Origin of the sequence: Microbacterium sp. K27 (assembly GCF_004794435.1) — a bacterium.
GTDB classification, from domain to species: domain Bacteria; phylum Actinomycetota; class Actinomycetes; order Actinomycetales; family Microbacteriaceae; genus Microbacterium; species Microbacterium maritypicum_A.
In genome coordinates this window covers 166,310-179,200 of the sequence record NZ_SSDK01000036.1, presented here as the reverse complement: position 1 = coordinate 179,200, position 12,891 = coordinate 166,310, and the positions used below count along the sequence as shown (strand labels likewise).

At 67.7% G+C, this 12,891-nt stretch carries 16 protein-coding genes and 1 pseudogene; 10 read left to right on the top strand and 7 right to left on the bottom strand.

Annotation, left to right across the window (positions count from 1 at the left end):
- Positions 1–60: 60 nt before the first annotated feature.
- Both DW307_RS08155 and DW307_RS08150 read left to right on the top strand, forming a co-directional pair.
- Entirely contained in the window at positions 61–840 is a 780-nt protein-coding gene (locus DW307_RS08155) for a YggS family pyridoxal phosphate-dependent enzyme (protein ID WP_342588933.1), read from the top strand.
- Positions 841–846: 6 nt separating this feature from the next.
- Positions 847–1,722 (top strand): heme o synthase, encoded by an 876-nt coding sequence (locus DW307_RS08150; RefSeq protein ID WP_021201242.1) that lies wholly within the window; start codon positions 847–849, stop codon positions 1,720–1,722.
- A 29-nt stretch (positions 1,723–1,751) separates the two neighbouring features.
- On the opposite strand, the gene DW307_RS08145 is transcribed toward DW307_RS08150, so the two are convergent.
- Positions 1,752–1,955 carry a CDGSH iron-sulfur domain-containing protein gene (locus DW307_RS08145; RefSeq protein WP_136024482.1) on the bottom strand — a complete coding sequence of 68 codons (204 nt, stop codon included), beginning with the start codon at positions 1,953–1,955 and terminating at the stop codon, positions 1,752–1,754.
- The gene (locus tag DW307_RS08140; protein WP_136024481.1) at positions 1,952–3,007 is read right to left on the bottom strand and encodes an iron-containing redox enzyme family protein; all 1,056 of its coding nucleotides are present in this window, start codon (positions 3,005–3,007) and stop codon (positions 1,952–1,954) included. The genes DW307_RS08145 and DW307_RS08140 overlap by 4 nt, the downstream gene beginning before the upstream one ends.
- Before the next feature lie 155 nt (positions 3,008–3,162).
- On the opposite strand from DW307_RS08140, the gene DW307_RS08135 reads away from it, so the two are divergent.
- Both DW307_RS08135 and DW307_RS08130 read left to right on the top strand, forming a co-directional pair.
- Positions 3,163–4,008 (top strand): helix-turn-helix domain-containing protein, encoded by an 846-nt coding sequence (locus DW307_RS08135; protein WP_136024480.1) that lies wholly within the window; start codon positions 3,163–3,165, stop codon positions 4,006–4,008.
- A 94-nt stretch (positions 4,009–4,102) separates the two neighbouring features.
- The gene (locus DW307_RS08130; RefSeq protein WP_029259949.1) at positions 4,103–4,954 is read left to right on the top strand and encodes a phytanoyl-CoA dioxygenase family protein; all 852 of its coding nucleotides are present in this window, start codon (positions 4,103–4,105) and stop codon (positions 4,952–4,954) included.
- A 13-nt stretch (positions 4,955–4,967) separates the two neighbouring features.
- Here the strand turns inward: DW307_RS08130 and DW307_RS08125 are convergent, their stop codons facing one another.
- Genes DW307_RS08125 through DW307_RS08110 form a run of 4 tightly spaced genes read right to left on the bottom strand, consistent with a single transcriptional unit; the run spans position 4,968 to position 8,625 of the window.
- Positions 4,968–5,798: an endo alpha-1,4 polygalactosaminidase gene (locus DW307_RS08125; protein ID WP_136024479.1), complete on the bottom strand. Its 831-nt coding sequence runs from the start codon at positions 5,796–5,798 to the stop codon at positions 4,968–4,970.
- A complete protein-coding gene (locus DW307_RS08120) occupies positions 5,795–7,192 on the bottom strand; it encodes an MFS transporter (RefSeq protein ID WP_136024478.1) in 1,398 nt (465 codons plus the stop codon). The genes DW307_RS08125 and DW307_RS08120 overlap by 4 nt, the downstream gene beginning before the upstream one ends.
- 60 nt (positions 7,193–7,252) lie before the next feature.
- The gene (locus DW307_RS08115; protein WP_136024477.1) at positions 7,253–8,350 is read right to left on the bottom strand and encodes a carboxylate-amine ligase; all 1,098 of its coding nucleotides are present in this window, start codon (positions 8,348–8,350) and stop codon (positions 7,253–7,255) included.
- Positions 8,351–8,358: 8 nt separating this feature from the next.
- Complete coding sequence (locus DW307_RS08110; protein WP_021201234.1) at positions 8,359–8,625, bottom strand: DUF7218 family protein; 267 nt, start codon at positions 8,623–8,625, stop codon at positions 8,359–8,361.
- 123 nt (positions 8,626–8,748) lie between these two features.
- On the opposite strand from DW307_RS08110, the gene DW307_RS18090 reads away from it, so the two are divergent.
- Positions 8,749–8,913 carry a hypothetical protein gene (locus DW307_RS18090; RefSeq protein WP_017201713.1) on the top strand — a complete coding sequence of 55 codons (165 nt, stop codon included), beginning with the start codon at positions 8,749–8,751 and terminating at the stop codon, positions 8,911–8,913.
- 75 nt (positions 8,914–8,988) lie between these two features.
- Here DW307_RS18090 and DW307_RS08105 read toward each other — a convergent pair whose 3' ends face one another.
- Positions 8,989–9,195: a CsbD family protein gene (locus DW307_RS08105; RefSeq protein WP_017829324.1), complete on the bottom strand. Its 207-nt coding sequence runs from the start codon at positions 9,193–9,195 to the stop codon at positions 8,989–8,991.
- Between the two features lie 215 nt (positions 9,196–9,410).
- On the opposite strand from DW307_RS08105, the gene DW307_RS18085 reads away from it, so the two are divergent.
- The 5 genes and pseudogenes from DW307_RS18085 to DW307_RS08085 all read left to right on the top strand — a co-directional run bounded on the left by DW307_RS18085 (position 9,411) and on the right by DW307_RS08085 (position 12,621).
- On the top strand, positions 9,411–9,788 hold the full coding sequence (locus DW307_RS18085) for a hypothetical protein (RefSeq protein WP_168441006.1): 378 nt from the start codon (positions 9,411–9,413) through the stop codon (positions 9,786–9,788).
- Positions 9,677–9,976 (top strand): annotated as a pseudogene (locus DW307_RS18405) (AAA family ATPase); the annotation flags it as partial. The gene DW307_RS18085 and the pseudogene DW307_RS18405, both read left to right, overlap by 112 nt.
- A gap of 71 nt (positions 9,977–10,047) precedes the next feature.
- On the top strand, positions 10,048–11,169 hold the full coding sequence (locus tag DW307_RS18270) for a hypothetical protein (protein ID WP_240750556.1): 1,122 nt from the start codon (positions 10,048–10,050) through the stop codon (positions 11,167–11,169).
- A 487-nt stretch (positions 11,170–11,656) separates the two neighbouring features.
- The gene (locus DW307_RS08090; RefSeq protein ID WP_029259955.1) at positions 11,657–11,875 is read left to right on the top strand and encodes a PLDc N-terminal domain-containing protein; all 219 of its coding nucleotides are present in this window, start codon (positions 11,657–11,659) and stop codon (positions 11,873–11,875) included.
- Between the two features lie 122 nt (positions 11,876–11,997).
- Positions 11,998–12,621, top strand: coding sequence for a hypothetical protein (locus DW307_RS08085; protein WP_136024474.1), 624 nt, complete (start codon positions 11,998–12,000; stop codon positions 12,619–12,621).
- Positions 12,622–12,891 lie beyond the last annotated feature (270 nt).

Here is a 12,891-nt window from a genome sequence, read left to right as displayed (position 1 = left end):
GTGCCGAGCGAAGGGCCTCGCCCGGTCGAATCGGCCTAAGACTATGTTACAGTTTGACCTATGTCAAAAATGGAAGCACCGGTCGGCGCCGACGACCGCTATCCCACGGCGTTCACCGTCGAGGACTTCCGGCGCAACCTCGCGGGCGTGGAAGCACGCATCGCCGCGGCGGCGCACCGAGCGGGCCGTGACCCGGACGAGGTGACGCTGCTGCCGGTGAGCAAGACCGTTCCGACCGATCGCGTCCGGGTCGCGATCCAGTCGGGTATGCGCCTGCTGGGCGAGAACAAGGTGCAGGAGGCGGTGCGCAAGAACGGCGAGACCGCCGACCTCGATGTGTCGTGGTCGATCATCGGACACCTGCAGACCAACAAGGCGAGAGACGTCGCCGCATTCGCTGCGGAGTTCCAGGCTCTCGACCGGCTGCGCGTCGCCGAGGCGCTCGATCGGCGTCTCCAGGCCGCGGGTCGCAGCCTCGACGTCTTCGTGCAGGTGAACACCTCGGCCGAGGACTCGAAGTTCGGGATGCCCCCCGAAGAGCTCCCGGCATTCCTGGAGGCGCTTCCCTCCTACGGGACGCTGCGGGTGCGGGGCCTGATGACGCTCGCCATCCTCACCCCCGACGACACCCGCGTACGTGAGTGCTTCTCCCTGCTGCGCACGCTGCGAGATCAGGCCAGAGAAGACGCCCCCGACCTGATCGGTGCGGGCGAGCTGTCGATGGGCATGTCGGGCGACTACGAGATCGCCGTCGAAGAGGGGGCGACCTGCGTGCGCGTGGGGCAGGCGATCTTCGGAGCCCGCGCGCTCCCGGACAGCTACTACTGGCCCGAGGGCTGAACGCGCGTGCTGCAGACCCTGCGCGCGTACGTCGAACTCACCAAGCCCCGCATCCTCGAGCTCCTCCTCGTCACCACGATCCCGGTCATGGTGTTCGCTGCCGATGGCCTGCCCGATCTGGGTCTGATGGCGGCGGTGCTCATCGGCGGGGCGCTGAGTGCCGGGTCCGCCGGCGCGTTCAACATGTACATCGAGCGGGAGAGCGACGCGCTGATGGAACGGACGGCTCAGCGCCCGCTGGTCACCGGCATCGTCTCACCGCGGGCTGGGCTGACCTTCGCGTGGGTGCTCGCCGCAGGCTCCGTCGTGTGGATGCTGACCCTGGTCGGTCCGTTGCCCGCTGCGCTCTCGACAGCGGGACTCGTGCTCTACGTGGCGTTCTACACGGTACTGCTGAAGCGTCGCACCGAGCAGAACGTGGTCTGGGGCGGTGTCGCGGGGTGCGTTCCCGTGCTCGTCGGCTGGAGCGCGGTGCGAGGCGGCATCGAATGGCCGGCCGTCGTGCTGTTCCTCGTGGTCTTCTTCTGGACTCCGGCGCACTACTGGCCGCTCTCGATCCGGTACCGGGACGACTACCGGCGTGCGGGCGTGCCGATGCTCGGTGCGACGCGCGCCCCGGCCTATGTCGCCGTCAGGGTGATCGGGTTCGCCGTGGCGACGGTCGTGTGCTCGCTGGCCCTCCCGCTCGTCGCCGAAGTCAGCGGACTGTACGTGGTGACGGCACTCGCCGCAGGCGCGGGTTTCCTCTTCTCTGCGTACCGCATGCGCGTGCGCGACCGGCGCGGTGCGGACCTGCGCCCCATGCTCGTCTTCCGCGCGTCGATCGTCTATCTCGCGGTGCTGTTCCTGGCGGTGGGCATCGATCCGCTCTTGACGCGATGACGCGCTGGCGCCGAGCCGCGGAGGCAGCCTCAGTCGTCGGTGCGGAAGCCCGCCGCCTTGTGGGTGCCGTCGCAGAAGGGCTTGAGCGCCGAGAGGCCGCAGCGGCACAGTGCGACCGTGCGGCGGTGCGGTGCGATCCGCTCGCCGTCGGCCGTGCGCAGATCGATCCCACCCCGCACGAGCAGCGGGCCGTCGGGGTACGGCGTGATCGTCGCGCGCTCCTCGCCGCTCACGACGGTGTCCGTTCGCGGAGGGATGAGGCACCCGCGGACCAGGACTCCAGGATGTGCGCCCCGCCCCACCCGTCCATCGTGAGGCCGGCGGCGGCACCGAACATGATGTCGGGCAGGAGCTCCGGGCGGTCCTCGGCGAGGCTGCCGGCGAGGTCTCGGGCGGCGATCTGCTCGTGCACCGCGTCGGCCTCGACGTGCTCGTCGAAGTACTCGGTGACATCGGGGGCGAACCCCAGCCGGCGCAGACCGTCGGCGTACAGGCGGCAGGGAATCGACGAGGTCATCTCGTAGGCGGCCAGGTGTCCGACGATCGAACCGACCAGGCGGCGATTGAGTCCGAACATCGACATCATGTTGAGTGACGCGAGCGTGACGGCGGGCAGATCGTCGATGTATGCGCCGTAGGTGTCATCGAGACCGGCCGCACGCATCGCTCGCGCGAAGAGGGTGGCATGCACGCGATGCGGGCGTCCGCCGCCGTATTCGTCGGACTGGATCTCGACGAGCGCCGCCTTGGCGCGTCCGTCCAATCGAGGAATCGCCCAGGAGTGCGGGTCCGCCTCGCGCAGTGTGTAGGCCGAACGCTGGATGAGCATCTCCTGCGCCTGCGCCTCGGTGGCCTTCTTCGCGAAGTACCGCGAGACACTCGGTCCGGAATCGGCGCCCGCGAGCGCGAAGAGCGCTCGACCGACGGCATCGACCGTCGGCTCCGGGAGGTCAGGCATCGGCACCTTCCCGCGCAGCTCGCCCTCGAAGGCCGCTTCGAGCAGGCGCCGGGTCGCGAGGAGCGCGGGATCCCACTCCCGATCGGGATCGAGCTGCGGGAGCGATCCGTAGGCGGAGGCGTAGAGCACGAACAGGGCGAGCTGGACGTCGTCGTCACGGACGACGTCGGCGCTCGCCGCGACGACCTCCTCGGCGAGGGTGGTGTGGTCGCCTGCGTCTTCCGCGCCGGTGAGATGCGCGATCACGGCGCGGCTCACCGGCCCTCTGTCGGAGAATGCCAGGGCTGGTGCGGATGCCGGGGCGGTTGCCGGGGCGGATGAGGTCATGTGTCGAGCTCCCAATCGATGCGGACACTCCGTATCCTGCGCGGAACGGTGGGATCCGGCCAGGGACTTGACGTGGGCTCTTCCGTGAGCCACGCGCGGGAGCTGCCGGAGCGGTGCGCGGTGTGGGCTGCGGGCGCGGCAGTAGGCTGACGTCGATGACGCCGACGGCCTCCTGGTCCCACTACGCCTCACCGCGCCATGCGATGCGACGATTCCTGATCTCGTGCCATGGAGCCGGGGAACAGGCGGGCCTGCAGCCGCCTTTCCGTCAGCGGGCACTCCCGACCCGCGGCCTCGTCTACATCTCCGAGGGGCGCGGCACCTACGAGGAGTACGAGCCGCGCGGCCTGCAGGTGCCGGTGGAGGGCCCGGCGGTGATCTGGCTCACGCCCGGAGTGCGCCACGGATACGGCTCCGACGCCCGGGGGTGGTCGGAGCACTGGGTGCTGTTCGAGGGCGAGCCCTTCGCGGCATTCGAGACGACCGGACTGGGAGGGCGCCACCGGCCGGTGCAGAAACTCCTCCGGCCGGTCGAAGACGCGGATGCGATCTTCCGTGAGCTCTGCGTGGCTGTCGCCGCGGTGGGGGCGCGGGCGGAGATCGCCGCATCGGTCGCGACGCAACGGCTCCTGCTCGCCATCCTCGATGCCGCGGATCCGGCGGAAGGGGCGGCGGCCGGTGCCACCATCGTCGACCTCGTCACTCGTGGTGCGACCCGGACCCTCTCGGTCGCCGAGCGGGCAGCCGCCGTCGGGCTCACCGCGCGCGAGCTGGGGGATGCCGTGCGTTCCGCGACCGGGTTCACAGTGAACGATCTGGTCATCGAGGTGCGCATCGCGCAGGCCCAGTCGCTCCTGGCGGAGACCAGGCTCGATGTGGGCCAGATCGCCGCGCAGGTCGGCTACGACGACGCGGCCTATTTCTCCCGACTCTTCCGGCGGCGCACGGGGGCCGCGCCATCGGCGTTCCGCCGGCAGCAGGCCCGATCGCGCTTCGACTGAATACTCCAAGTCGCGGTCGGTTCATCGCGGATAGTCCAATGATCCGGCGGAAAAGTCCATGGACGGAAGTCCAAGTGTCGCCGACGCTGGACTCATGCTCACCTCCAACGGATACACCCTCGACGATTCTCCGTCCCGCCTGGGCAGGATGGAGCCCGTGCCGGACGCCATTCGCAGCGACAAGGATGCGCTGTGGGATCGGTTGCGTCGCGACGGCTATCTCTATCTGCCGCAGCAGCTCGATCCGCAGCTGGTCGCCTCGTTCCGCGAGTACTACTTCACGGCGATGGCGGACACCGGGATCACGGAGCACGGTTCCGATCCCGCCGTCGGCATCGGCGCGCAGGGAGAGATCGACAGGGCGAAGATCCGCGCCGCCCTGTTCGAGGAGATCGTTCCGGGGGAGCGATACGCGGCGCTGACCGGACACCCCGACATCCGCGGGTGGTTCGAATGGTTCCTCGGCGATGACGTGCACCTGCACCGGCGCAAGATCATCCGCCACATCCGTCCGGGCGAATCGGGCATCGGCACCGCCACACAGGCACACTACGACCTCGTCTATCTGCGCGAGGGAAGCGAGCGCGTGCTCTCGATGTGGATCCCCCTGGGAGACTGTCCCGTCGAGCAGGGCGGTCTCACCTATCTCGAAGGCAGCCACCACTGGGCCCTCGCCGCCGAGCGGGAGCGCGGTGACAGGCCCCCGGCTGCGTCGATCACGGCCGACCTCCCCGCTCTCGCCGAGGCGCACGATGCGCGGTGGCTGCTCGCCGACTACCGGGCCGGCGACGTGATGGTCCATTCGTCGTACGTGGTGCACGCCAGCACCGACAACGTCGACCCGCAGGGGCGTATCCGTCTCTCCACCGACATCCGCTATCAGCGGGCATCCGAGCCGATCGACTGGCGCTGGCAGGAGCACTGGCACGAGGACGACGGTCTTTGAGCAGCCGGATCGCTCAGCCGCAGGTCTCGAACACGTAGGCGCCGTCGTCCGGTGTGACGAGATCGCGGTCGCGGAGCACCATCGCGGCGGGAGAGGCGTCGTCGGCGCACATCTCGGCGAAGGACCGCGGGAGCTCGTCGGCGTACTCGATGTCGATGACGTGGTCGCCGTAGACCGACGTGTAGGCCTCGCACTCCTCGTACGCGGCGCATTCCTCGGTGACGGCGAAGTCGAAATCGGCCCGCGCGCGGAGCGGAGCCGCGTTCTCGGCGGCGTTCTTCTGCCCGGCGGCGAGCCCCGCGGTGTGGGCGGCATCGACGAGGAGCGAGGCCAGTGCCAGGTTGTCGTCGAACGAGAGGGAACCATCGGACCGTGAGTACGAGTCGAGGTTGTCGAATTCCACCGCGTCGAAGCCGGCATCCGCGCATTCGTCGATCCAGGGCTTCACCGTCTCGGAGATCCTGTCTCGATGCTCCGCGGTCGAGGTGTCGAGCAGCGCCTCGTCCGGCCAGTCCGGATCGAACACGACCTCGCCCCCGCGCTGGAGCAGCAGATCGCGCGGCCAGTCTGCGAGTTCGCCCGGCTGCGTCTGGAAGCCGTTCACGTAGCAGATCGAGTACACGCCGGGTACGGGCTCGGCGCTCCGGTCCCGCCCGACGATGCCGACCTCGGGGCCCGGTGCGTAAGCTCCGCCCAGCTGGTAGTCGGGCACCGCGCCGGAGGGCGGAAGGGTGACGCCCGACGAAGGCGAATGCGCGGGCGCGGGGGAGCAGGCCGTCAGCGCGAGCGCTCCGACGACGATCAGACCGGCCCATCGGCCTCGCGCGAGTGCGGCCACGGTCATCGCGGCACGGGGCCGGTCGCGGCGGCGTCGGCCGGTGTCGGTTCGGCCGGATTGCGGCGGATGCCGATCCACGACACCACGCCGCCGATCACGAGCAGCGTCGCCGTGACCCATGCCGCGCTGTGGAACCCGTCGAGGTCGAGCGCACCGCCGACGATCGTCGACAGCATCGCCACCACGAGCAGCCCGGCGACACGCGAGACGGCGTTGTTGACGGCGGAGGCGATACCCGAGTGGTTCTCGTCGATCGCTCCGAGGATCGCGGCCGTGAGCGGAGCGACCGTGAGCGAGAGCCCGAGGCCCATCACGATCATCGCCGGCAGCACCTGCCACCAGTAGTCGAAGTCGGCCGAGACGAGGAGCAGCATGAGGGCGCCGACGGCCATGAGCAGCGGTCCGAGCGTCATGAAGATGCGCGGTCCCCACCGGCCGGCCCACTGGCCCGCGCGCGAGCTGACGAGGATCATCAGGATGGTCATGGGCAGGCTGGCCAATCCCGCGGCGGTCGCGCTGAGGCCCGCCCCCTGCTGCAGGTAGACGCCGACGACGAAGCCGTTGAGCGACAGGGCCGCATACACGAAGAAGGTGGCGAGGTTGCCCCAGCCGAAGTCGCGCACCCGGAACAGCCACAGGGGCATGAGGGGCGACGCCGAATGCTGCTGACGCCACAGGAACAGGGCGAACAGGGCGGCGCCGGCCACGGCCGGAATCCAGATCGCGGGCGACTGCCACCCCAGATTCGGCTGTTCGATGAGTGCGAAGACCACGGCGCCGAGTCCGACCGCGCACAGCGCCCCGCTCCACCAGTCGACCCTGATGCCACGGGGATGCTCGGGCAGACGAAGACGGGAGAGCAGGAGGAGAGTGATGCCGATCGGGATCACGTTGATGAGGAAGACGAAGCGCCAGGACAGGTAGTCGACGAACAATCCGCCCAGCAGTGGACCGACCAGCTGTGCTCCCGTGGTGAACGCCGTCCAGACGCCGATCGCCCTCGACTGCACGTCGGAGCGCATGGTCGCGGTGATCAGTGCGAGCGAGCTCGGCACCAGCAGCGCACCGGCGGCCCCCTGCGCGGCCCTGGCGATGATCAGGACGAGTGGATCGAATGCCGCGGCCACGGCGATGGATGCCACGCCGAAGGCGATCAGCCCGATACGCATCACCAGCACCCGGCCGTAGGCGTCCGACACCGATCCGGCCAGCAGGATCAGGGCACTCAGAGTGATCAGATAGGCGTCGACGACCCACTGCTGGGTGGTGATGCCGCCTCCGAGTTCGCGACTGATCGCGGGCAGCGCCACGTTGACGACCGTGCCGTCGAGGAACGTCACGAAAGACGCGAGCACCGCGATCGAGATCACGAGGCGCTGGAGCGGGGCGAAGGAGGCCACAGGCCGACCATACCGCCGTCATCGGACGCCGGGGCCGGTGAAGATCGGGGCCGGCGAAGATCAGGCAGGCTGCTCTGCGGGGGTGGGAAGCGGTGCGGCTGTCCCTGCGCGGAGAAGATCGCCGAGGGCACGCGTCCCGCCCTCGGCGACGGCGCGTCGCTGGCGCTGCGCACCGGACCCGTCGGTGCGCAGCCGATCCATGCCGTCGCGGACCCGATCCTCGTCGCCGAGTTCGCGGAGCGTGGGAGCGATCGCGGACAGCATGCGGTCGGCGAGCTTCCAGGCGTCTTCGGCCTCGCCGGTCGTCGGATCGAGCAGGCGTGCGTCCATCCCTCGACGGGCCGCCGTCCACAGAGAGGCGTCGATGCCGTCGACGCCGATGTCGGCGAGCGGCAGATCGGTGGTGAGCACGAGTGCGCGGGAGAGGAGCGCGGCGGACACCGAGTCCTCGGCCGTCAGTTGGGCGTCGAAGACCCGGACCTCGACGGTCGGGTACCGCTCCGATATCCGGGCCGACCATGAAAGCGACGCCGCATCGGTGAGCGCGCCGACGTCGATGAGACGCTGCACACCTGAGCGATAGTCGTCGTAGTCGCGGAAGCATGGCGGGGCCCATGACGACGGCAGCCGACGGATCAGGATGCTGCGCCAACTGGCGAAGTCGGAATCCCGTCCGTTTACGAACGGGCTGTTCCCGGTGAGCGCCAGCAGCACGGGGAGCCAGCCGCGCACCCGGTTCAGGGCGCGGACCCGCTCCTCGTCGTCGGTGACCTCGACGTGCACGTGCAGCCCGTTGACCTCGTGGTCGCGCGTGAGATGTCCGAGCTGCGATGCGACGTCGTCGTAGTGCGGCGAGGGCGATACGGCGGAGGACCGGGTGGAGGCGAACGGGGTGCCGGTGCCGGCGGCGATGGCATGCTGATCCTGGGCGTGCCATCCGATGAGGCCGCGCAGATGGGCCAGCTGCGCTTCAGCGTCCGTCGCGGTCGTGACCGGCTCGGTGAGGCACTCGATCTGCGAGGTCAGGTACTCTCTCGTCACCTCTCCGCCCGTCCGGAGGCGCGTGATGCGCTCGCGAGTGCCGGCGGTGAGCGTCACGGGCACCAGCGAGTGCGCATCGAGGAAGAGGAACTCCTCCTCGATGCCGAAGCGCGCCATCCCCGGCCTCAGTGATTCCTGAGCGCGGAGATCAACTCGGATTTCCGCTTGCCGCTGTAGCCGGTCAGACCGAGTTCCTTCGCACGCGCGCGCAGCTCCGGCACGGTCCAATCCTCGTAGTCTCCGTGTTCGCCGCCGCGGCGCCCCACGGCACTGCGCCCCTCTTTCGCCGCGGCGTTCGAGATGCGCGCGGCCTTCTCCTTCGAGGCGCCGTCTTTCCTCAGCTCTTCGTACAGCTCGGGATCCTTCAGCGAGTTGTCGCGTCTTCCTGGCATGTGCTCGTCTCCTTCGCGCACTCGGAGGGGGTAAGTCAACCCCCTCGGGCATAACGCTTCCCACGGCTAGCGTGGAGGCACCACAGTCGGGCGTTCGCGCCTGCCGAAAGAAGGGAAAGACCGATGAACATCCTCCTGATCATCGTCATCGTCGTCGCAGTGATCCTTGCGATCACCGGAGGACTGGTGCAGTCGCTCCAGTTCCTCCTGTGGGTCGGGCTCGTCCTCCTCGCGATCGCTGTGATCGCCTGGTTGATCCGAGCGATCAGCGGCAGCCGCAAGGTCTGACGACTCCACACGTCTGACCCATCGAGGTGAGGCCCGCCGTTCGGCGGGCCTCACCTCTTCGGTGTGTGGGGCGTCTTACTTCTCGAACGCGTCCCGGACGCTGTCGCCGGCCTTGCCCGCGGCGTCCTTCACGTTCTCGCCGGCCTGCTTGGCGGAGGCCTTGACCTGATCCGCCTTGCCCTCGGCTTCGAGCTTCTCGTTGTCGGTGAGCTTTCCGACGCCTTCCTTGACCTTTCCGGCGGCCTTCTCGGCGGCGTTCTTGATGTCGTCTGCGGCACTCATGTGCGGCTCCTCTCGTAGGCGGATCGATTGCTTCCGACACTCTCACTCCTGCGGAGAAGCGGCCACGGGATTGACAATCGGCTCGCACCATGACAACGTTCGGCGCCCATCGACTCATGCACCGGGAAGGACTAGCCTGGCGCCAGGCGGGTGGTCCTGCCCGCGGACCTCGACCAAGGAAGCGGTGTGCGATGGACTCGATGATGATGGGCGCCATGTCGAAGAACATGGAGTCGATGCCCGACATGCAGATGATGGACATGGCCGTCATGCAGGCGTGCATGGATGCGTGCGCTGCCTGCGAGCAGGCCTGCACGGTGTGCTCGACGCAGATGATGGACTGCTCACCGGCGTGCATGAACGGCGCCGACATGTGCAACACCATGATGCGGTCGATGATGCGGATGCAGGGCATGACCCCGGCGTCGATGATGGCGATGCTGAACGCCTGCATCGCGATGTGCAGGACGTGCATGGACGCGTGCGCGCGGCATGCCGACGAGAGCGACGTCTGCCGGATGTGCGCTCAGGCGTGCCAGGCCTGCATGGACGCCTGCTCGGCCATGAAGGACATGCTGATGGCGAGCGCCTGAACCGGAGGCGGGCTCAGGCGGCATCGACCCGGATCGTCATCGACGAGGCTGGCATGCTCGACCAAGACCTCGCCCACGCGCTCATCACCATCGCTGACAAAACCGGGGCTGGTGTCGCACTCATCGGCGACCGTGCGCAGCTGCCCGCCGTCGGACGCGGCGGTGTCCTTGACCTGGCCGTCGCGGCATCCCGGCGCCCCATCGACCTCACCGAAGTGCACCGGTTAAGGACAAGGAGTACGCGAAGCTCACGATCGCGATGCGCGACCGTCACGAACCCGGAAGGCTCGAACGCGGCAACATCACCATCCACGCCACCGACGCGGAAGCCTGGACAGCGATCAGCACGGACGTCGTCCGCAAGGCCGAAGCCGGCGCAACCGTCGTCGTCACCTCCAACGACGCCGCGACACAGCTGAACTCCCTCGCCCAAGACGCCCGCGCCCGCGCCGGCCACACCCGCACACCAGCAGTTGAGGTCGCCGGCAGCGACGGCCTGAACATCCGTGTCGGCGACCGCATCATGACCCGCAGCAACGACAAAGACCTGCGTGTCGTGAACCGCGACACCTGGACCGTCGCCCGCGTCCACCGCGACGGATCTGTGACCGTGAAGGAGCACGGGCGGAAGGCACGCTTACCCGCCGAGTACGTCGAGGCACACACGCACCTCGCCTACGCCTCGACTGAGTACGGCGTCCAGGGCGCCACCGTCGACTTCGCGCACGACATCGTCACCGACTCGTCCAGCGCGCAAGCCGTCTACGTTTCCGCGACCCGCGGCCGGGAGCACAACACCCTGCACCTGGTCGCCGGCGACGTCGACGTCGCCGAAGCACGCTCCATCTTCACCGGAGCGCTGCGCCGCGAATCCGGAGACCGCGGTGTCGAAGCCGCCTGCGAGAACATCAGCCGCGACCTCCACGGCATCGTCCTCCCCGCCCCCGGCGTCGACCTGAAGCTGCGCGACGAGCTCGCAACCGCGAGCTGGGAGAAACGGCCCCCGGGGATCTCTGACACCGACCCCGCTGCCGGGATCGCCGCGCTCGAGCAGGAGTACCGGAGCGCACTCGAGGGGGTATCCAGCGCCGAACACGAACGCGTTGGAGCACACGAACGCGCAAGCATCGCAACCTGGGAACGTGACTACGCGATGGTGGAACAGGTGCGCGTCAACGCGACTGAAGCCACATTCTTCCGCCGTTGCACTGCCGAGGAGGCCTACGAGAGAGCGCGGCGACAGTTCATCAGCAAGCACGGCAATGAACCAGCTCCCCAGCCTTCCGAGCAGCTGCGCGAGACATGGCGCCGTGAAGCGATCGCGCCCGGCTGTGACGAACGCCTGGGCGCTGCTCGTCGGAGCGTCCAGGACACGATATGACTGGATATCCGGCTTATCGCTGCGAGGACTATTCGCCCTCAATCGCCCGCCGTGGGGAGCCTTGAAGGCTGAGGTCCTTCAGGATCGACGTCACCAGACCTTCGGTCGAAACGTCGTCCCGCGTACGCGCGTTTCGTCGTGCCAGGGGAGCGGTTGCCACCCGTCGTACCGGTCGCGGATCGTGTCCTCGCCGAACTTCTTCAACAGTGGCCGTCCTGCGTGGCGACGGATCGTCTCGTCGAGACCGATGTCGAACTGGTAGATCCGGGTCTGCCCGCGGTGGCCGTCGTGCGGGCACTTGAACAGCGCTGAGTAGTCGCGCAGATTGACGATTCCGTGCCGTCGTGGGCCTCGTCGCCGTTTAGCACTACTTCGATTCCCTTTCTGTCCACCAAAGAGGGGACAGACAGCCGGTGGCGAGTGATGATTGCCTGGAGGTAGAAACCGGCCTGGCAGTGAACAGACCGGAGAAAGAGAGGCGGTGCGCATGGCTCCCTACGACATCGTGTGGTCCATTGGGTTGGTGCCGGTGCTCGTTCTCACGGGGGCGGCGCTGGTGAGCTTGTTTCGACGGGCACCTCGGATGACTCTCATTGTGTCGCTCGTGTGGTTCTTCGTGATCGTTTTCCTGCCCATCGTCGGGCCGCTTCTCTGGTTCCTGTTCCGCGCCGTCCACCGAAATAGGCCAGAGATGGAGAACTCATGAAAGTATTCAGCACGACCCTTGCAACGGCGGTAGCTCTGAGCGCCGTCCTCTTTGTTGGGGCCCCGGCACACGCTGCCGGATCAGATCTGTCCAGTACGAACGAACAAGCGATACGGGAAGCGTTGAGCACCGTAGCAGTCGATCCGGACACGCAGGACGCCCTTGTGCAGAAGCTCGAGGACGGGGTGCTGTGGGACTCGATGACGGGGGAAGCGCCGGTCGACGTCGAGACTGAGGTGCGCGATGGATACACCGTCACCACCGAGCACTTCGCAGACGGATCCGTCACGGAGACCGGCCAGGAAATCGGTCAGGAAGCTACCCAGGCCGAACTCGCGGCGATGGTCGCAGCCGCCGCGCCTTTCCTCGATGATGGATACACCGGCGACTACACGGTGACTCCGCTCACAAGCCGTGCGAGTGGCATCACCAGCTGTAAGTTCGGATACAGCGCGGGCGTGCGATACGCCAGCAACTGCCACATCTACTACCACGGCGTAACGGCGAGCAACAGCTTCAAGGCGAACTACCAGCAGTGGAGCGGTGGTTCGAAGGCTCAGTACATCAACGGAACAGCGCAGTTCGTGTCTGTGACCATGACCGTCTCGAACGAGGCGGTCAACACCTACGACAACGGAACTCGTATCCGGTACTCGTTCACCACCGGCCTCGCGGGTTGGGGGAGCATCCCCGGATACCTGCAACTAAAGGTCACGCCCACCGGTACCGCCGTCACCTACGGCTAAGCCTCGGCCGATGGAGGGCCCTCCCAGCAAATGACGGAAGGACCCTCAATTGCGCAACCAGCGGTGCGCCCGCGGTAGAACGCAGCTTGGAACAGCTTCGAGTCCATCTGACCGAAAAAGCGGGCTCCCGGCCACTCAACTCTGAGTGGCCGGGAGCAGCTGCTTTGGAAGCGCGAATCGAGGGCAAGGGAGAGTCTGGTGATCGGGGATCATTGCGGCGATCTTCTCGATCACTCCGGAGGAGCATTCGTCAACCGAACTGAAATAAGA

Bases quoted from the DNA above. Each gene is read 5' to 3' on its own strand.
- DW307_RS08155 (WP_342588933.1), top strand. From the start codon at position 61: ATGTCAAAAATGGAAGCACCGGTCGGCGCCGACGACCGCTATCCCACG.
- DW307_RS08140 (WP_136024481.1), bottom strand. From the start codon at position 3,007: ATGACCTCATCCGCCCCGGCAACCGCCCCGGCATCCGCACCAGCCCTG.
- DW307_RS08135 (WP_136024480.1), top strand. From the start codon at position 3,163: ATGACGCCGACGGCCTCCTGGTCCCACTACGCCTCACCGCGCCATGCG.
- DW307_RS08130 (WP_029259949.1), top strand. From the start codon at position 4,103: ATGCTCACCTCCAACGGATACACCCTCGACGATTCTCCGTCCCGCCTG.
- DW307_RS08125 (WP_136024479.1), bottom strand. From the start codon at position 5,798: ATGACCGTGGCCGCACTCGCGCGAGGCCGATGGGCCGGTCTGATCGTC.
- DW307_RS08115 (WP_136024477.1), bottom strand. From the start codon at position 8,350: ATGGCGCGCTTCGGCATCGAGGAGGAGTTCCTCTTCCTCGATGCGCAC.
- DW307_RS08110 (WP_021201234.1), bottom strand. From the start codon at position 8,625: ATGCCAGGAAGACGCGACAACTCGCTGAAGGATCCCGAGCTGTACGAA.
- DW307_RS18090 (WP_017201713.1), top strand. From the start codon at position 8,749: ATGAACATCCTCCTGATCATCGTCATCGTCGTCGCAGTGATCCTTGCG.
- DW307_RS08105 (WP_017829324.1), bottom strand. From the start codon at position 9,195: ATGAGTGCCGCAGACGACATCAAGAACGCCGCCGAGAAGGCCGCCGGA.
- DW307_RS18085 (WP_168441006.1), top strand. From the start codon at position 9,411: ATGTCGAAGAACATGGAGTCGATGCCCGACATGCAGATGATGGACATG.
- DW307_RS18270 (WP_240750556.1), top strand. From the start codon at position 10,048: ATGCGCGACCGTCACGAACCCGGAAGGCTCGAACGCGGCAACATCACC.
- DW307_RS08090 (WP_029259955.1), top strand. From the start codon at position 11,657: ATGGCTCCCTACGACATCGTGTGGTCCATTGGGTTGGTGCCGGTGCTC.